13 protein-coding genes and 1 pseudogene are annotated in these 18,655 nt (G+C 61.5%); 6 read left to right on the top strand and 8 right to left on the bottom strand.

Annotation, left to right across the window (positions count from 1 at the left end):
- Positions 1–53: 53 nt before the first annotated feature.
- Positions 54–1,289 (top strand): alkaline phosphatase family protein, encoded by a 1,236-nt coding sequence (locus BFC21_RS03910; RefSeq protein ID WP_088377276.1) that lies wholly within the window; start codon positions 54–56, stop codon positions 1,287–1,289.
- Positions 1,290–1,410: 121 nt separating this feature from the next.
- On the opposite strand, the gene pepN is transcribed toward BFC21_RS03910, so the two are convergent.
- The 6 genes from pepN to BFC21_RS03880 all read right to left on the bottom strand — a co-directional run bounded on the left by pepN (position 1,411) and on the right by BFC21_RS03880 (position 8,044).
- Positions 1,411–4,068 carry an aminopeptidase N gene (gene pepN / locus BFC21_RS03905; RefSeq protein ID WP_120265716.1) on the bottom strand — a complete coding sequence of 886 codons (2,658 nt, stop codon included), beginning with the start codon at positions 4,066–4,068 and terminating at the stop codon, positions 1,411–1,413.
- A 12-nt stretch (positions 4,069–4,080) separates the two neighbouring features.
- Positions 4,081–4,911: a DUF2797 domain-containing protein gene (locus BFC21_RS03900; protein WP_088377274.1), complete on the bottom strand. Its 831-nt coding sequence runs from the start codon at positions 4,909–4,911 to the stop codon at positions 4,081–4,083.
- A complete protein-coding gene (locus tag BFC21_RS03895; RefSeq protein ID WP_016780738.1) occupies positions 4,908–5,168 on the bottom strand; it encodes a YeaC family protein in 261 nt (86 codons plus the stop codon). Before BFC21_RS03895 ends, BFC21_RS03900 begins: the two co-directional genes overlap by 4 nt.
- A gap of 145 nt (positions 5,169–5,313) precedes the next feature.
- Positions 5,314–6,186, bottom strand: coding sequence for a rhomboid family intramembrane serine protease (locus tag BFC21_RS03890; protein WP_088377273.1), 873 nt, complete (start codon positions 6,184–6,186; stop codon positions 5,314–5,316).
- Positions 6,183–7,157 (bottom strand): metallophosphoesterase, encoded by a 975-nt coding sequence (locus BFC21_RS03885; RefSeq protein ID WP_369782744.1) that lies wholly within the window; start codon positions 7,155–7,157, stop codon positions 6,183–6,185. Before BFC21_RS03885 ends, BFC21_RS03890 begins: the two co-directional genes overlap by 4 nt.
- On the bottom strand, positions 7,154–8,044 hold the full coding sequence (locus tag BFC21_RS03880) for an NAD(+) kinase (RefSeq protein WP_016780735.1): 891 nt from the start codon (positions 8,042–8,044) through the stop codon (positions 7,154–7,156). The genes BFC21_RS03885 and BFC21_RS03880 overlap by 4 nt, the downstream gene beginning before the upstream one ends.
- A 101-nt stretch (positions 8,045–8,145) precedes the next feature.
- On the opposite strand from BFC21_RS03880, the gene BFC21_RS03875 reads away from it, so the two are divergent.
- Together BFC21_RS03875 and BFC21_RS03870 are read left to right on the top strand one after the other, a co-directional pair.
- Positions 8,146–9,102, top strand: a complete 957-nt coding sequence (locus tag BFC21_RS03875; protein WP_088377271.1) for a DUF1853 family protein — start codon at positions 8,146–8,148, stop codon at positions 9,100–9,102.
- Positions 9,103–9,195: 93 nt separating this feature from the next.
- A complete protein-coding gene (locus tag BFC21_RS03870) occupies positions 9,196–9,744 on the top strand; it encodes a cytochrome b (protein ID WP_016780733.1) in 549 nt (182 codons plus the stop codon).
- An 800-nt stretch (positions 9,745–10,544) separates the two neighbouring features.
- Here the strand turns inward: BFC21_RS03870 and BFC21_RS03860 are convergent.
- On the bottom strand, positions 10,545–11,459 hold the full coding sequence (locus tag BFC21_RS03860; protein WP_120265714.1) for a 1-aminocyclopropane-1-carboxylate deaminase/D-cysteine desulfhydrase: 915 nt from the start codon (positions 11,457–11,459) through the stop codon (positions 10,545–10,547).
- 154 nt (positions 11,460–11,613) lie between these two features.
- Between BFC21_RS03860 and mrdA the strand changes: the two are divergent.
- Positions 11,614–13,508 (top strand): annotated as a pseudogene (gene mrdA, locus BFC21_RS03855) (penicillin-binding protein 2).
- 131 nt (positions 13,509–13,639) lie between these two features.
- Here the strand turns inward: mrdA and BFC21_RS03850 are convergent.
- Entirely contained in the window at positions 13,640–15,682 is a 2,043-nt protein-coding gene (locus BFC21_RS03850) for a c-type cytochrome (protein ID WP_120265713.1), read from the bottom strand.
- Between the two features lie 269 nt (positions 15,683–15,951).
- On the opposite strand from BFC21_RS03850, the gene tauA reads away from it, so the two are divergent.
- Entirely contained in the window at positions 15,952–16,926 is a 975-nt protein-coding gene (tauA, locus tag BFC21_RS03845) for a taurine ABC transporter substrate-binding protein (RefSeq protein WP_088377266.1), read from the top strand.
- 144 nt (positions 16,927–17,070) lie between these two features.
- Positions 17,071–18,066: a GlxA family transcriptional regulator gene (locus BFC21_RS03840; RefSeq protein WP_083369498.1), complete on the top strand. Its 996-nt coding sequence runs from the start codon at positions 17,071–17,073 to the stop codon at positions 18,064–18,066.
- The last annotated feature ends 589 nt before the right edge of the window (positions 18,067–18,655 follow it).

Below are 18,655 nucleotides of genomic sequence, written 5' to 3'. Positions count from 1 at the left end.
GGGTTGTCTAAACTGCTGGGAGCCGTCAACCATTGCCACGTCGCGGAGATGCCATGAGCCACGCCACTGTTGCGCTGTCCCTCGCTTTCAGTCTGGGCCTGATAACCTGCGGCGCGGTATCCCACGCCGCGCCGCTCCCCCCGCCTGACGCCCCCCAGGCCAATCCCCACAAAGCCCTGCTGATTGGCGTGGACGGTTTGCAATACGAAAAGCTGCGCCAGGCCATTAAACAGGGCATGGCGCCCAACCTGGCGCGGCTGCAACTGGCCAAAAGCTATGTGGGCGGCATCGACGGCACAACCACCGAGCAAACGACGGGCAGCGGCCCGGGCTGGACGACGATACTGACCGGCAGTTGGGTCGACCGGCATAAAGTCCCGTCCAACAACGATGAATGGCGCAACCAGGCCCCCAGTGTGTTCAAGCAGCTCAAGCTCGCAGACCCCCAGCGCAAAACCGCCAGCATCGTCAGCTGGAATACCATTAACCACAACTTCGCTGATGACATTGCCAATGGCTATATCGACCTCGCCGTCGACTGCGCCGAAGACGACCAGTGCGTCGCCGACAAGACCGGTGAGGAACTTGAGCACGGTCAATCGGACCTGGTGTTCGTACACCTGGACGAAACCGACACGGTAGGCCACAGGGACGGGTTTTCACCCGCCTATCAGCAGGCGATCCAGAGCGTGGACAGCCATGTGGGCCAGTTACTGGCAGCATTGAGCCGTCGTCAAGCGACCCACCCGCAAGAAGACTGGCTGGTAATTGTCGCCCCTGATCACGGCCGCCGCCTGCCGGACGGCCACGACCACGGCAAGCAGACCCTGAGTGAGAAAACCACCTTTATTGCCCTGAACAAACCCGGCAACGCACAATTGACAGCCCCCATCGCCCACCCGGCCAACCCCGCCCATAAAGGCCTGTACGGTTATGCCAGCCAGGCAGACATAACTCCGACACTGCTGGCCCACTTGGGCGCCCTGCCCGCTGCCGCGCAATATTCGATGGATGGATTGCCCTTGATCGGGCCTGTGGGGGCCAGGCAATTGACAGTGCGCCAGCTACCCGGCCGGGCAGACGTGAAGTTGACCTGGCACACGGACCGGCCCACCGGCACGCCGGTGCAGATTTATCGCAACGGCGAGCCTATCGCCACGCTCAAGGACACTCAACAGGCGTATGTCGACACCGGGACGCAGGCACTCGAAGGCCCCGTCAATTACACGGTGGTTGTGCATCAAGTGCCGGAGTCACGCTTGATTACCCTGGGCGACAAGGCGCACTGAAATAGGCGCCGGCCCTCACCCCAATCCTCTCCCACAGGGAGAGGGAGCTGATTGGCGGTGTTCTTGAAGTCGCGTGCGCCCAGCCCTCTCTCCCACCGGGAGAGGGGCTTTTGATCCAGCGTTACGCGAGGCTTTTGCTGACCACTTCAAACACGTCACTGGACAGCTCGCCCGAGTCGCGGATACGCACCAGTTCGGCCTTCATCAGCGCCTGTCGCGCCGCGTCGTATTTGCGCCAGCGGGTCAATGGCGCCAGTTGTCGCGAAGCAATCTGCGGGTTGAAGCCATTGAGTTCGATCACCAGATCCGCCAGGAAGCGATAACCCGAACCGTCCGCCGCATGGAAGTTGATCAGGTTTTGCCCGGCAAACGCACCCACCAGGGCACGTACCTTGTTCGGGTTCTTGAGGGTGAACGCCGGGTGCTCCATCAACTCGCGCACACGCTGCAAACCACCCGGCAGGGTGCTGCCCGCCTGCACGCTGAACCACTGATCCATAACCAGCGGGTTGTCCTTGAACTGCTCGGCGAAACTGGCCAGTGCCGCGGCTTTTTCCGCCTCGAAAGGCGAGTTGACCAGCACCGCCAGCGCCGTCAGGCGTTCGGTCATATTGTCGCTGTGCTCGAACTGCTCCAGCGCCGCTGCCAGCACTTGCGGCTTACCGCTAAGCATCAGGTACGACAACGCAATGTTTTGCAGGGCACGGCGGGCAAAGTGCTCGGCTTCAGCGACATAAGGCGTTGCTTTGGACACGGCACGATTGGCCTGGTAGCGCGCCCACAAACCGTCGAACAGGCTGTCGGCCAGTTGCTTACGGGCGAATTCGCGGGCGCTGTGGATCGCCTCGACATCGGCCACGTCGCTAATTTCCGTGAGGTAGGCTTCGCCCGGCAACGACAGCATTTCCGCGACCATTGCCTGATCCAGTTGGTCATTGCCCAACACCGTGCGCAAGGCCTGCACCAGGCGCGGGTCCAAGACCTGCGCTTCACCGCGCTGGTGTTGGCCAATCAGTTCCTGCAACACCTGCACCGACAGTTGCTGGCCGGCATCCCAGCGGTTGAAGCCGTCGGTGTCGTGTTGCATGAGGAACATCAATTGGTCACGGCTGTAGTCAAAGCTCAGCTTCACCGGTGCCGAAAAACCGCGCAGCAAGGATGGCAACGGTTTTTCGTTGACGCCAACAAAGGTGTAGGTCTGCTCGGCTTGCGTGACCGACAGCACGCGACTGGTGCCGGATGCGACCGTTTCACCGGCCAGTTGCAGGGCGATCTCGCCGCCCTGGGCATCCAGCAGGCCCAACTCGACCGGGATCACGAAAGGCAGTTTTTCGACCTTGTCCGGGGTTGGCGGGCAGCTTTGCGCAAAAGTCAGGCTGTAGGTGTGCTGTTGCGCGTCGTAGTGCTCGCTGACGGCCAGGCGCGGCGTGCCTGCCTGGCTGTACCAGCGCTTGAACTGGCTCAGGTCGGCACCGTTGGCGTCCTCCATCGCCTTGATAAAGTCGTCGCAGGTCACCGCCTGGCCATCATGGCGCTCGAAGTACAGGTCGCTGCCCTTGCGGAAGCCTTCGGCCCCTAGCAGGGTGTGGATCATGCGCACCACTTCCGAGCCCTTCTCGTAAACGGTCAGGGTGTAGAAGTTGGAGATCTCGATAAAGCTCTCCGGGCGCACGGCGTGGGCCATGGGACCGGCGTCTTCGGCGAACTGGTGGGTGCGCAGGTAAGCCACGTCCTGGATGCGCTTGACGGTGCGCGAGTTCATGTCCGCCGAGAACTCGGAGTCACGGAACACCGTGAAGCCTTCCTTGAGCGACAGCTGGAACCAGTCGCGGCAGGTCACGCGGTTGCCCGACCAGTTGTGGAAGTATTCGTGGGCGACGATCGCTTCGACCCGCTGGTGCGCAGCGTCGGTGGCGGTTTCGGCGCGGGCCAGCACGGCGCTGGAGTTGAAGATGTTGAGGCCCTTGTTCTCCATCGCGCCCATGTTGAAGTCGTTGACGGCCACAATCATAAAGATGTCCAGGTCGTATTCACGACCGTAGGTCTCTTCGTCCCAGCGCATGGATTTTTTCAGGCTGGTCATGGCGTGCTGGCACTTGTCGATGTTTTCCGGCTCGACATAGATGCGCAGCGCCACGCTGCGCTCGCTCATGGTGGTGAAGGTGTCTTCGACGCACCACAGGTCACCAGCCACCAGCGCGAACAGGTAGGCCGGTTTCATGAACGGGTCTTCCCAGGTCGCCCAGTGCCGGCCGTCTTCGTCCGGGCCGCTGGCAATCGGGTTGCCGTTGGACAGCAGGATCGGGTAGCTGTGCTGCTCGGCCACCACGGTGGTGGTGAACTTGCTCATCACGTCCGGACGATCAAGGTAGTAGGTGATCTTGCGAAAGCCTTCGGCCTCGCACTGGGTGCAGAACATGCCACCGGATTTGTACAGGCCTTCCAGCGCGGTGTTGGTTTCGGGGTGGATGCGCACGCTGGTGTCGACCACGAACTGTTCGCTGGTCGGGTGCAGGATCAGGTGGCTGTCGCTGAGCTGGTAGTCGTCAGCCGCCTGTTCGATGTCGTCGAGGCTGACCGACAGCAGCTCCAGTTGCTGGCCGTCCAGCGCCAGGGCCGGCAGGCCGGGGCCACGGGCCGGGTTGCGGCGCATCAGCAGTTGCGCATGGACCAGCGTGTGGTCCTCGAACAACTCGAAGGTCAGGTGCGTCTCGTCGATCAGGTAATCGGGCGCCTGGTAGTCCTTCAGGTAGATCATTTGCGGTTGTTCGGTGCGCATGCTGGAGTCCTTTTACTGATGCACGGCCAGCTGGTAGGCCGTGTATTTGCGGATATTGATAACGCCGGTGTCAAAGATCAGGTACTGGCCCTTGATCCCCATCAGCGTGCCTTCGACGATCGGGTCTTTATCCAGATTGAAGCTGACAATCTTGGTCGGGTACTGCTCGACCGGGTAGCAAATCTCGATGGGCTCGACGCTATGCAAAGGCTGTACCGCTTGCAGGCCAAAACGCTCCTGCAGGGTGTGCAGGCCCTCGGCACAGCTATCGAACAGCTGATCGCGCACCGCGCTGAGGTCTACCGGCTCGGCATCGCCCTTGAGCAGTGCGCGCCAGTTGGTGCGGTCAGCCACTTGCGAGCGGAACAGGTCTTCGACAAAGCCCGATTGCTGACGCGTGGCGACCCGCACGATCGGCAATGCCTGGCTGGCGCCCTGGTCGAGCCAGCGGGTCGGCAACTGGGTGGCGCGGGTGATGCCGACCTTGACCCCGGAGGAGTTGGCCAAGTACACCACATGGTCAGTCATGCAGAACTGCTCGCCCCACGACGGATCACGGCAGGTGCCCGCGTCGTAGTGGCAGCGTTCGGGGCTCATGATGCACACATCACACTGCGCCAGCTTGGTCATGCACGGGTAGCAGTACCCCTGGCTGAAGCTCTTTTTGGTTTTACGCCCGCAGTGGGAGCAGTTGATCTCTCCCAGGTATTCCAGACGCAATTTTGTGCCGATCAGGGGGTTGACCGGCACCTCGGTATCGCCCAGGCGAAACGCATACTGAACGCTCGGCGTTTGCAGGCTTGCCGACATCTTGCTGATTGCACCGCGACCAATCTCAATCAATGGATGGCATCCGACTTGAACAGGATGTTGGGCACTGGCGCCGATTTGGAGCTGCACTCCTGCGGGCCCATATAACCAGTGCGCTGGTCTTCAGGCAGGTTCTGCACTTCCCAGGCAATCATCGCCTGCAACGACAGCTCGCGCTGTTCAGCGGTGAGTTTGTTGCCGTCAGCCCATTTACCGATTTCCACGGCCAGTTTCAGGCTCTGGTAGATCTCGGGAGTGATGTTTTGAATCATTTCGTTGAAAGAGGACATGGTTCTGTTTCCGCTCTTAAAAAAATCAGATGACATTTCTATCTGTGGGAGCGGGCTTGCTCGCGATTCAGGCAACTCGGTGCGTCTGAATCAACGGGTTGATGCCATCGCGAGCAAGCCCGCTCCCACACGACAATTCGAAATTCTATACAGCCTGCTTGCGCCGCGCCCACAGCCCGCCCAGCAACCCGGTCAGGCAACCGATGACCAGCCCGCCCACATGGGCCGCGTTGGCGATCTGGCCAAAGCCGATCATCGACACCAGCCCCGACATGCACAATGCCAGCCACACCAGCATCATCACCAACACCCCGCGAGGCAGGTTGTACAGCGGGTTGGGCGCCATCAGCTGGTAAATCCACACATGCCCCAGCAAGCCGTACAGCAAGCCGGACAACCCACCAAACAGGCTCGGACCGCCAAACAGGTACTGGGCAAAGTTGGACACCAGGCTGAACAACAGGCTCAAGCCGATCAGGTTGATGCTGCCCTGGCGCATTTCAATGCGCCGCCCCAGTTCCCAGTACCACATGCCGTTCATGGCAATGTGCAGGAAACCGAAGTGGATCAACATCGGGGTAAACAGTCGCCACCACTGCCCCGCCGCCAGGCTGTCGGCCATCGGGGTGAATTCTATGTATTGCCCGTGGATGCTGAAGTCCAGGAACGTCAGCCAGCGCAGGGCCGACAGATTGTCCCCCAGTTGGGTAACGGCAGCCACGATCACGCACAACAGCAACACGATGGCCGTGGCCGGGCTATCGCGCAGCTGCTGCGCAAAACCCGGGCGGTTCATGGCCTGCGGGCGTTCAACAATCGGCAGCTCGTGGTCAGGATCACCTGCAGGGAAACGCTGATAGAGGCTGAGCACATCCTGGGCAATCGACTCGGGCGCCCACAGCACTAGCTCGCCGGCCTCTTCGCTGACCCGATGGGGCACCTGCATGCGCCGCAACAAGGCAACAAAACCACTCAGGTCCACGGACAACGGCAAACGTAATACAGCAACAGCACTCATTGAATGGCCTCAGGGCGATCGACGTTCACCCATACAAATTTGTTCGGATCGAGCCGGGTTTCCTGGTCCAGGCGGTAAGCCACCAGTTTGCCGTACAGCACCGCGCTGTAATCCAGGCACGCCAGGTTAGGGCGGATCGGCGCGGGCCGCCCGCTGCGCCAGTAGTGCCCGACAAACAACAGCGGTTCATCAATGCCGTAGCGTAACAGGGCACTTTTCTCGGTGGAGGACAGCGGCTGCTGTGCCACCCGCTCGGGCAGTGCGTCAGGCTGGAAGACGATATCGCCGTAGGTCTTGGGGTCGTCTTCCCAGAATTTGGTGCGGAAGAACGCCCGCGTCAGGCCATCGCCACCGGTCAGGGTCATGCCGCCGGGCAGGCGCATGTCGGTACCGCGCAACAAACGATTGAAGCTCAGGTTGGCGAAGCTGTCCGGCACCGCTGCGGCCTGCAAGAAGGCCTCGTCGATGCAGCCGTCGGGGTATTGTGCGCGCAAGGTTGCAATCACCTCGCGGTCCCAGCAGGCATGCACCACGCGAAAGCGCCCGGCGTCGACAAACAGCGGCATGTCGTAGAACCACTGCACGAACTCGCGCCATTCGGCGGGATAGTGCTCGAACTGCTCGAGGGTTTCGTGGATCAGCCGGGCATGGCGCGGCGTGTGCTCGCGCACAAACTGCTTGCCACTGCCGGCAGGCGCTGGCGTACACCAGCCCAGCGCGTTGAATTCATGGTTGCCCATCAGGCACAGGGCCTGACCGCTGCGCACCATGTCGTAGACAATATGCAGCGACTCACGAATGCGCGGACCGCGGTCAATGATGTCACCCAGAAACACCGCCATCCGTTGCGGGTGTCGCCAGATACCGGCGAGTTTGCGATAGCCCAGACGCTCCAGCAGGTGCTCAAGGGTATGAGCACAGCCATGCACGTCACCGATCAGATCGTAACTGCGCGCAGGATCGAGCATCAGTCAGCCCTGCCGCCCAGTCGGCTACCCCAGCCAAGCTTGGTCCGACACACTTCATAGTAGTTGTGGTCCAACGGGTGGATCAGGCGCAGCTTCTGCGCTTTTTTGCTCACGGTAATGGTGTCGCCCGGCGCGCAGGTGAAATGGTTCTGCCCGTCGCACGAGACTTGCGGGTAGATCTGCATGTCCTTGGCTACCACGATTTTAAGTTCGCTGTTGCCATCCACCACGATCGGGCGGCTGCTCAGGGTATGCGGGTACATCGGCACAATCACGATGGCGTCGAGCTTGGGGTGCATGATCGGCCCGCCCGCCGACATGGCGTAGGCCGTGGAGCCGGTGGGCGTGGCGACGATCAGGCCGTCGGCCTTCTGGCTGCAGACGAACTGGCCGTCGATATGCAGCTCGAATTCGATCATGCGCGTGGACTTGCCGGGGTGCAGCACCACGTCGTTGAGGGCATCGCCCTGGCCGATGGCTTCGCCGTGACGGCGCACTTCGGCCTGGAGCAGAAAGCGGTTTTCGACCAGGTAGTGGCCGTCAAGCACTTCAGCAACCTTGACTTCCAACTCATCGGGGCGGATGTCGGTCAGAAAGCCCAGGCTGCCACGGTTGATACCCAGCACCGGGACATTGTGCCGGGCCAGGGCGCGGGCGGCGCCCAGCAGGCTGCCATCGCCGCCGACCACAATGACCATGTCACAGACTTCGCCGAGCATTTTGCGTGACGAAGTTTGCAGGCCATGACCGGGCAATACCTCGGCAATCGTGTCTTCAAGGATCACGTGCATGTGCCGCTCGAGCAGGAATTTTTTCAGTCGGCGAACCGTATCGAGCACTTGCGAGCTGCCCAGACGACCTATGATGCCGATATTGCGAAATTGCTCCATGGGGCTCCTGCGGGATTCAATGCGTGCGAAAATAACGATTATGGGCGAAAGACGACGATAGACAAAACCCTTTCAGCCCCGCGAGCGGCTATGCTCGCACAATGACCCTCTTCCCCGACTTGCTCAACCTGCCCCATCAATTGCGTCACCCCGAGGTGCGCGATCTGGCGTGGGTGATCCTCGCCCCGCCCATGCTGACCCGGACGCCCTGGCCACAACGCCATCCCCTGGCAGGCAGCGACTGGGTGCAGGCGCCGCAGCAACTGGCGGCGTGGCTGCGCGAGCTGGACGGCAACAGCCAACCGCTGCAACAGTGGCTGGCCCTGGCGACCACCCGGCGCCTGGGGCGCTACTACGAACGCTTGTGGCAGTTTGCGGTGCAACATGCCCCGGGTGTGGAGCTGATTGCCGCCAACCTGCCGATCCGCCAGGGCGGGCATACCCTGGGCGAGCTGGACTTGTTAGTGCGCGACCGTGACGGCGTGCATCACCTGGAACTGGCGATCAAGCTCTACCTCGGGCCACAGGACGGCGATGGCACAGACCCCGCGCAATGGCTCGGCCCTGGCAGCAACGACCGGCTGGACCGCAAGCTCAGGCACTTCAGCCAGCACCAACTGCCCATGTCCAGTCGCCCGGAGAGCCGCGAAGTGCTGGCAAGCCTGGATGTACAGGGGTTCAGCGCCCATCTGTGGCTAGGTGGCTACCTGTTGTACCCGTGGCCCGGGCAGGCTTGCCCGCCGACGGGAGCCAACCCGCAGCACCTGCGCGGGCGCTGGCTGCATCAGAGCGACTGGCCGGCGTTTATCCGCCAGAGCGCCGCCGGGCGCTGGCAGCCCCTGCCCCGCCATGCCTGGCTGGCCCCGGCGCACTATGGCCCTGAAGGGGTCTGGACCGCGCAGCAGCTCGACACCTGGCTGGCAGAGTTGCACCCCCAGGCCCCGGCGCAACTGCTGGTACGCCTGAGCGAGAATGCAGAGGGTGACTGGGAAGAGGCTGAGCGCTTGTTTCTGGTGTCTGATCTTTGGCCAAATGTGCCTGGCACACCTGAAAGCTGACCCATCTCAGTGCAAAATGGCCCAACAGCTTTAAAGTTAAGGCACTCCGTCAACAAGAACGGGGGCCCAAGACCTGAACCGTGAGGAACCACCATGACCTGGAAAAGCACCGCCCATCATTACAGTCGAATGTCCATCGCCCTGCACTGGCTAATGGTGCTGCTGTTTATCCTGATCTACGCCTCGATTGAGTTTCGCGGCATTTTCCCCAAGGACAGTGACGGCCGCAACCTGATGAAGGACGCGCACTTCATGCTTGGCCTGACGGTATTTGCGCTGGTCTGGCTGCGGCTGCTGGCCCGCAGCCTGGGTGTTGCACCGCCAATCACCCCGGCCCCACCCGCCTGGCAAACCGCCCTGGCCACCTTGATGCACTGGGCGCTGTACCTGTTCATGATCGCCATGCCGGTACTGGGTTATCTGGTGCTGAGCTACAACGACAAGCCGGTGTACTTCTATGGCTTCGACATTTTGCCGCTGACCGCCAAGGACCCGGATTTTGCCAAGCAGATCAAGGGTTGGCATGAACTGGGCGGCACCATCGGCTACTGGTTGATCGGCCTGCATGCCGTGGCCGGGCTGGGGCATCACTACTTGATCAAGGACAACACCCTGCTGCGCATGTTGCCCGGGCGCAGCTGAACCCGCAGCCTGATGAGGGAGTGGCTTGCCTGCGATGCCAGCGACGCGGTCTGGCTGGTAAACCGCAGTGATGCCATCGCGAGCAAGCCCGCTCCCACATGGTCCCCCTGGCAAGTCACAACGTCTTGGGACACCACAAAACCTGTGGGAGCTGGCTTGCCTGCGATGCCAGCGACGCTGCTCTGGCGGATAAACCGCAGTGATCCCATCGCGAGCAAGCCCGCTCCCACATCGTCCCCCTGGCAAGTCACAACGTCTTGAGACACCACAAAACCTGTGGGAGCTGGCTTGCCTGCGATGCCAGCGACGCGGTCTGGCTGGTAAACCGCAGTGATCCCGTCGCGAGCAAGCCCGCTCCCACATCGTCCCCCTGGCAAGTCACAACGTCTTGGGACACCACAAAACCTGTGGGAGCTGGCTTGCCTGCGATGACAGCGACGCGGTCTGGCTGGTAAACCGCAGTGATCCCATCGCGAGCAAGCCCGCTCCCACATCGTCCCCCTGGCAAGTCACAACGTCTTGGGACACCACAAAACCTGTGGGAGCTGGCTTGCCTGCGATGCCTGCGACGCGGTCTGGCTGGTAAACCCCAGTGATCCCATCGCGAGCAGCCCGCACCCACATCGTCCCCCTGGCAAGTCACAACGTCTTGGGACACCACAAAACCTGTGGGAGCTGGCTTGCCTGCGATGCCAGCGACGCTGCTCTGGCGGATAAACCGCAGTGATCCCATCGCGAGCAAGCCCGATCCCACTTGGTCCCCCCTGGCATGTCGCAGCTTCTTTGAACAGGGCGTCGGGTTATGCAAACCCCCGGCGGCCTTGCAAGCCGCCGGTGTGGACAAACACCAGACGCCGCCCCCGGGAAATTAACCCTTCTTTAACCGCCTGCTCCAGCGCCATCAAGGCCTTGGCCGTGTACAACGGCTCCAGCAGCAGACCACTGGCTGCTTCGCTGGCCCGCATAAACCCCAGCAAGGCATCATCCACCCGGGCAAAACCGCCGCGGCTGGCGTCGATCAGTTCAACGTTGCGCGCTGCCAACCCGCCAGCCTGCAAGATGGCCTCCACTTGCGGGGCCACGCCGTGATCCTCTGGCACCGCCAGTGCCCCATATACCCGCCGCCTGCCGGCTTCGCCCAGCACCACACCGGCCAGGGTCGTGCCAGTACCCGCCGCCAGCCACCAACCGTCATAATCGTCCCAACCGACCGTCGCCAGTTGCTCACGCACCTGGTTCACCAGTGGTTTGCAGCCCAGGGCGCCCGCCAGCCCGCCTCCGCCCTCGGGCACCTGATGCAGATTCGGGTACTGCGCCTGCCAAGGCTGCCAAAAACCCGGTTCATGGCGCGCCCGGTACCCGGCAAAACCCAGCCAGTGCAGCTGCATGCCATAGCGTTCAAGGTCCAGCGTGGTGGGCGTTTGCTGGGGATGACCACGCAGCAGCCCCACGGTGGCAAAGCCAAAACGCTTGCCGGCAGCGGCCAGGGCATGCAGATGGTTGGAATGGGCACCCCCCAGGCTGATCAGCCCGTCTGCCCCTGCTTGATGGGCGGCGCGCAGATGCTCGGTGAGCTTGAACCACTTGTTGCCGCTGATCAGCGGGTCGATCAGGTCCAGGCGCAGCACCGCCACTTCCACCCCGGCCTGGTGCAACCAGTCCAGATGCAGGCGCTGCAAGGGTGCATGGGGGTGCCAGTCGATCAAGGGCAGCATGGCTGGGGCTCAATTGAAAAACAGCAAGTTTACCGCAGCCCGTCGATTTTCATGTTCAGAACGGCCAATAAACTGACTCCAGCTGCGGCTTCTTGTTAAGGTGTGCGCCGAATTTTGTAGTGCTGCTATCTGTTTTTTCACGCGAGCCCCCTGAATGCCTGAGCCGATCCCTCTTAAAGATCACGAATCCGAAAAACGGCTGGTCAATAAAAGACTGATCGCCTGTGCGGCACTGGTGCTGGCCATCAGCTGTGCCCTGATCGGCCGCATGTATTTTCTGCAAGTCACCGAGTTCGACTACAACTCCACGGTGTCCGAGAACAACCGGGTGCATGTGCTGCCCATCCCCCCGAGCGCGGTTTTATCTACGACCGCAACGGCGTGCTGCTGGCGGACAACCAGCCCAGCTTCAACATGACCATCACCCGCGAGCGCGCCGGCGATACCGCCAAGGTGCTGGATTCCGTGATCAGCATCCTGCACTTGCCCGAAGAAGACCGCGCGGTGTTCGCCAAAGCGATGAAACAGGCCCGCCATCCGTTTGATCCTTCGACCCTGTTGTACGAGTTGACGGAAGACCAGATCGCCCTGTTGGCCGTCAACCAGTTCCGCCTGCCCGGCATTGATGTTGAGGCGCAGTTTGTGCGCCATTACCCGCAAGGCGATCATTTTGCCCACTCTGTGGGTTATGTCGGGCGGATCAACGAGAAAGAAGCCAAGCAGGTCGATGCCACCCAATACCGGGGTACCCAGTCCATCGGCAAGACCGGCATCGAACGCTTTTATGAAAACGAACTGCACGGCAAGGTCGGTTTCGAAGAAGTGGAAACCAACGCCCAGGGCCGGGTCATGCGTGTGCTGCGCCATACCGATGCAGTGGCGGGCAAGAACATCGTCCTGAGCCTGGACATCAAGTTGCAGGAAGCCGCCGAGGATGCCCTGGGCGACCGCCGAGGCTCGATCATTGCCCTGGATCCGAAAACCGGCGAAGTGCTGGCGATGGTCAGCAAGCCGAGCTTCGACCCCAACCTGTTCGTCACCGGTATCAGTTCCAGGGACTACTCGGGCCTGCGCGACTCCATCGACAAGCCGCTGTTCAACCGCGCCCTGCGCGGGCTGTATGCACCGGGCTCGACGATCAAGCCCGAAGTGGCGATTGCCGGGCTGGACAGCGGCGTGATCTCGGCCTCGACCCGGGTGTTCGACCCTGGTTACTTCCAACTGCCCAATGTCGACCACAAATACCGCAACTGGAACCACAGCGGCGACGGCTGGGTGGACTTGAACGCGGCGATCATGCGCTCCAACGACACCTACTTCTATGACCTGGCGTCCAAGCTGGGCATCGACCGCATGCACGACTACATGGCCGAGTTCGGGTTGGGGCAAAAAGTCTCGCTGGACATGTTCGAAGAGTCCTCGGGCCTGATGCCGTCCCGCGAGTGGAAGCGCAGCACCCGCCGCCAGGCCTGGTTCCCCGGCGAAACGGTGATCCTGGGCATTGGCCAGGGCTATATGCAGGTCACGCCGCTGCAACTGGCCCAGGCCACGGCGCTGATTGCCAACAAGGGCGTATGGAACCGTCCGCACCTGGCCAGGACCGTGGACGGCACACCGCCCGTGGACGAACACCCGATCCCCAACCTGGTGCTGCGTGATCCGCGGGACTGGGATCAGGTCAACCACGCCATGCAACTGGTGATGCACGACCCGCGTGGTATCGCCCGGGCAGCGGCCCAGGGTGTGCAATACCGCATCGCCGGCAAGAGTGGTACGGCGCAAGTGGTGGCAATCAAGCAGGGCGAGCGTTACAACCGCCTCAAGACCGCCGAGCGCAACCGTGACAATGCCCTGTTCGTCGGCTTTGCCCCGGCCGAAGACCCGCAGATCGTGATTTCGGTAATGATCGAAAACGGCGAAGCCGGTGGCCGCGTAGCCGGCCCCGTGGTACGCAAGGTGATGGATGCCTGGCTGCTGGACAACCAGGGCCTGCTCAAGCCGCAATACGCCAGCCCGCAGGTCAAGGCGCATACCACGCCGCATGTTTGAAGCGCGGCCCTCACCCGTAGGCAGAGGCCGCTTGATGGGCGGCGTTACGCAGATCTGCTTTTGCCTTTCGTCCCCTCTCCCTCCGGGAGAGGGTTAGGGTGAGGGGCTTGTGCTTTTGCGCGAGCGTTCCCTTAATACCGCGCATCCACCGGCTTGCCGCCCTTGGGCCAGTCCTTGGCCTTGTCGACAAAATCAGGCCGTGGCTGATGGGAAAAGTACTCGGCCACATCCACCGCATCCTGATCCGATAATCCGCCCTGCCCCAGCGGGAATTTCTCGTGCATGCCGATCGGCATATTGCGCTTCACAAACGCTGCCGCCGTATAGGTGCGCGCCATGCCCGCACCAATATTGAACGACTCGTCGCCCCACAGCGGCGGGTACACAAAGCTGCCATCGGCGTGCTTCAAGCCCTCGCCGTTGTCACCGTGGCACACCGCACATTGCTGCACATACACGGCCTTGCCGTTCACCGGGTCCGGCTTGATGGCCGGGTCCACCTTGCCCACGCCACGCCCTGCCACCTTGTCCCCTGCCACGGTGTTCATTTTCATCCAGTCAAAATAAGCCACCATCGCCTGCATGTCGGCCGAGGCCACCGGCAACGGCTTGCCATCCATCGAACGACGGAAACAGCCATTGATCCGCTCCTCCAGCGTCACGTCCTTGCCCGCCCGTGGCGCATAGCTGGGAAAGAACGCCGACACCCCCACAAAAGGCGAACCATCGGCCACCGTACCCGCGTTCAAATGGCAACTGGTGCAGTTGAGCGCGTTGCCGACGTTGTCCGGCAATAGCGCCTTGGTTTGCAGATGCAGGCGCATGCCACGCACCACCTGATCGGCATTGGCGGCGCTGAGCAGATTGGCCAGACGCGGGGTGACGAAGGCCGTTTCATCATCAGTCGAAGGGTTGAGCTGCTTGCGCATCTTCGCCACTTGCGAGGGTTTGATCGGCGGCGCCGCATTACCCCAACTGCTGCGCACAAAACTGAGGATCTCGGCGATTTCATCATCCTGCAGCCGGGCAAAGCCAGGCATGGTGTACACCCGTGGGTGCGCCGCTGTTTGCGGGGTTTTCCAGCCGGTCAAGGTGATATGCAACAAGGTGGTCGGGTTGGCCGCCACAATGCCCGGGTTGCCATTCAATGGCGGGAACAGACCCTTGACCCCGCCGCCGTCCGGGCGATGGCAGTCGGCGCAGAACTGCGTGTAACCCAGGCCGCCACGACTGCTGTACAGCGTATCCGGTGCCCTGGCAGGCGTCAGCGCTATGGTCGGCATCGGCAAGTCATCCTTGCCTGCGGGCAGCGATTTCAAATAGCTGGCGATGGCCGTCAAGTCGGCATCGGTAAAGTGCTGGGTACTGTGGTGGATGACATCGGCCATATTGCCCGAGACCGTGGCAAAGCGGTTTTGCCCGGTCTTGAGCAACTGCACGGTGTCTTCCACTGTCCACAGGTTGCGCAAGCTCAAGGCGCGCCACTCTTCGACGGTTTCACCCGCCAGGTAATGCTTGCCGGCACTGCCCGTGTCGCTCATGGCCTTTTCCTGAAAGGCGATGCCACGCGGCGTGTGGCACGAGCCACAATGCCCCAGCCCCTGCACCAGATAGGCACCACGGTTCAGCTCGGGGCTTTTGGCCGGATCGGGGGCGAACGGCTGATTGTCGACAAACGCCCAGTTCCACAGTGCCAGCCCCCAGCGCTGGTTGAACGGGAAGCCCATGTCGGCCTCAAGGTTGGCCATCTTCACCGGCGCTACGTCCTGCATCAGGTAGGCGTACAGGGCGCGCATATCGTCTTCGCTCATCTTCGCGTAAGACGGATACGGCATCGCCGGGTACAGATTCTGCCCCGCTGGCGTCACCCCTTGGCGCATGGCCTTGTCGAACTGTTCAAAGCTGTACTGGCCGATGCCGGTTTCAGGGTCCGGGGTGATATTGCTCGAATAAATCGTGCCCATCGGGGTTTTCAGTTCCAGCCCGCCCGCCATCACCGCTCCGCCCTTGGCGGTATGGCAGGCGATACAGTCGCCGAGCCGGGCAATATATTTGCCCTGCGCAATCAGGTTTTTCTCGGGAGCAGTTGCCGGGATCGGCTCACTGGCCTGGCTTTGGACTGAACAAAACAACGTCAGGCCAGCGAGTGCCAGACGTGGGAAGGTAGAAAGCATCGCGTTATTCCTTTAAGGCGTCGATCTGGGGTGATCCCCTCGAAACGGGCCGTGCTGGTATTGTTATGGACTCCTCACCCAGCGTTTGTACCGGCTTTTCGGGGCACGGCGTTTGACCCCGGTCATGGCGACCTCAACCAGGCCGCACTGCGGGGCGCTCTAAGCTAGTTCCAAAACGGTATTTTCCCCTTTGATTTAAAGCACTTAGATTCGCTTCACCGGACCGCCGGACCTCCCCTTCTTCAGCTCCTTACAACAAGGTCCGCCCCATGTCCGTGCGCACACTACTGATTGCTTTTTCCATCGCAGGCCTCAGCTTCGGCGCGCAGGCGGCTGATTTGACCATCGGCTATATCACCGGCATCGACCCCACCAAGCTGGCCCAGGCCGAGGGCAGTTACGAAAAAGCCATCGGTGAAAAGATCGACTGGCGCCGCTTTGATTCGGGGCCCGCCGTGGTGTCGGCACTGGCATCCGGTGACCTGCAGATCGGTAACCTGGGTTCCAGCCCGCTGGCTGCCGCAGCTTCGCGCAATGTGCCGCTGGTGACTTTTATCGTCACTGCGCAAATCAAGGGTTCCGAAGCCCTGGTGGTGCGTGATGGCAGCGGCATCAACGGCCCGCAAGACCTGATCGGCAAAACCATCGCCACGCCCTTTGTCTCGACTTCGCATTACAGCCTGCTGGGCGCGCTGAAACACTGGAACCTCACCCCGCAGCAGGTCAAGGTGGTCAACCTCAGCCCTGCGCAAATCACCGCAGCCTGGAAGCGTGGCGATATCGACGGCGCGTTCACCTGGTCCCCGGCACTGGGGGAAATCCGCAAGACCGGCAAAATTCTTACCGACGCAGGCCAGGTCAGTGAATGGGGCGCCCCAACCTTTGAGGTTTGGGTGGCACGCAGGGACTTTGCCGAAAAACACCCGGAAATAGTGGCCCAATTCGCCAAAGTCAGCCTCGACGCCATCGCCGATTACAACGCCCACCAGGCGGCCTGGAGCGCAGACTCGGCGCAGGTACAGAAAATCGCCAAACTGACCGGTGCCAGCCCCGCTGATATCCCCGAGCTGCTGCAGGGTACGCACTTCCCTTCGACGGCCGAGCAAAAGTCGGCGCAGTTGCTGGGCGGCGGCACGGCCAGAGATATCGCCCAGACCGCCCTGTTTCTCAAGGACCAAGGCAAGATCGAGGGCGTTTTGCCCGACTATTCAGCCTATGTCAGCGATAAATTTTTGCCGCAATAACAAGCTGTTAGCCACTGGCACAAGAAATGCTTCGTTACGCCCTACAGCACAGTGCCTTGCATCGCCAGTTTCGTGCTGGCGATGCGAAAACCTGCGTGAACCCTGACGCCAGAGGCGTCCCGGATCATAAAAAGGAGCGTAAGGATGGCAACGCCTGTTACAGCGTCACCGATCAACCTGCCTGCAGTGAAAACCGTGGGCTTTCTGGTGATACCAAACTTCACCACTATCGGTTTTGCCTCGGCCATCGAAACCCTGCGCATGGCCAATATGGCGGCGCGCTGCGAGATGTTTCGCACCGTGATCATTGCCCCTACCCTCGACCCGGTCATTGCCAGCAACGGCATGCGCATCCTGCCTGACCATGTGATCGGTGATGCACCAAAACTGGACATTTTGCTGGTGGTGGGTTCCAACCCGATCGTCTCCCACCTCAGCAGCCGCCCGGTACTCAACTGGTTGCGCAAGCTGGCCCACGAACAAGTGGCCCTGGGCGGCATCTGCACCGGCAGTTACTGGCTGGCCCGTGCCGGGCTGCTCAAGGGCTATCGCTGCACCATCCACTGGGAAGATATCGAAACCCTCAAGGACCACTTCCCTGGGATCATCATTTCCAACCAGTTATTCGAACTGGACCGCGACCGCTACACCTGCTCGGGCGGCGTGGCCTCAATGGACATGACCTTGCAACTGATTGCCCGCGAACCGGGTGGTCGCGAAATCGCGGCCCATGCCGCCGAACTACTGCTGTGCGATCGCGCCCGCGGCCCGCAGGAGCAGCAGCGCGTACCGCTGCGCCAGAAGCTCGGGACTTCGCAGCCCAAACTGAGTCAGGTGGTGGCAATCATGGAGGCCAATCTGGAAGAGCCGGTGAGCCTGGAAGACCTGGCCCGCTTGAACGAAGTGTCGGTGCGTCAGCTAGAGCGCCTGTTCCACAAGCACCTGCAGCGCACGCCGAGCCAGTACTACCTTGAGTTGCGTCTGGCACGGGCGCGGAGCCTGTTGCTGCGCAGCGAATCACAAGTGCGGGATATCGCCCTGGCCTGTGGTTTTGTGTCGGCGGCGCATTTTTCCAAATGCTATAGCCGCTTGTTCGGTGTATCACCCATTGGTGAGCGCAAACAAGTGGCGTTGCACTGAAGAAATACAGCACCTGCGGCCTTCTGTGAGGGGCATTCGTGTCGTCTGGACAATCGCGTGGCTACATAAGCACCACCAATCCCTTGTGGGAGCGGGCTTGCCCGCGATGCCAGCACGTCGGTCATCCAGACAGAACGAGGTGCCTGCATCGCGGGCAAGCCCGGCTCCCACAGAGGAAATATGTCGATCGCAGCTCCCGCCTCCAGACAGGCCGAGTGCAGATTCTGTAGTGACTCGCCGTAAGGGCGAAACCAATATTGCAGTTAGATGCAGATGCCGGATATGTACTCGACTTAACTGTTTTCCTGTTGCTGCTGAGTAGCGAAGCGAGGCTGCGAAGCGGCCGTAAAACCTGAGACCCGGGGCTATCTGAAAAAAACGGGTGTCTGATTTTGCGACTGCTTCGCAGCCGATCGCAGCCTCGCTTCGCTCCTCAGCGGCTACAAAGATTGCGCAGCACGCACTGACGCCAACAGGCCGGCCGGTCGGCCTTCTGTGAGGGGCATTTGTGTCGTCTGGACAATCGCGTGGCTACATAAGCACCACCAATCCCTTGTGGGAGCGGGCTTGCCCGCGATGCCAGCACGTC

The organism is Pseudomonas sp. TMW 2.1634 (assembly GCF_001703595.1).
Lineage (GTDB): Bacteria > Pseudomonadota > Gammaproteobacteria > Pseudomonadales > Pseudomonadaceae > Aquipseudomonas > Aquipseudomonas fragi.
Note: the sequence above shows the minus strand (reverse complement) of the source record. Positions and strands in the feature narration are given on the sequence as shown.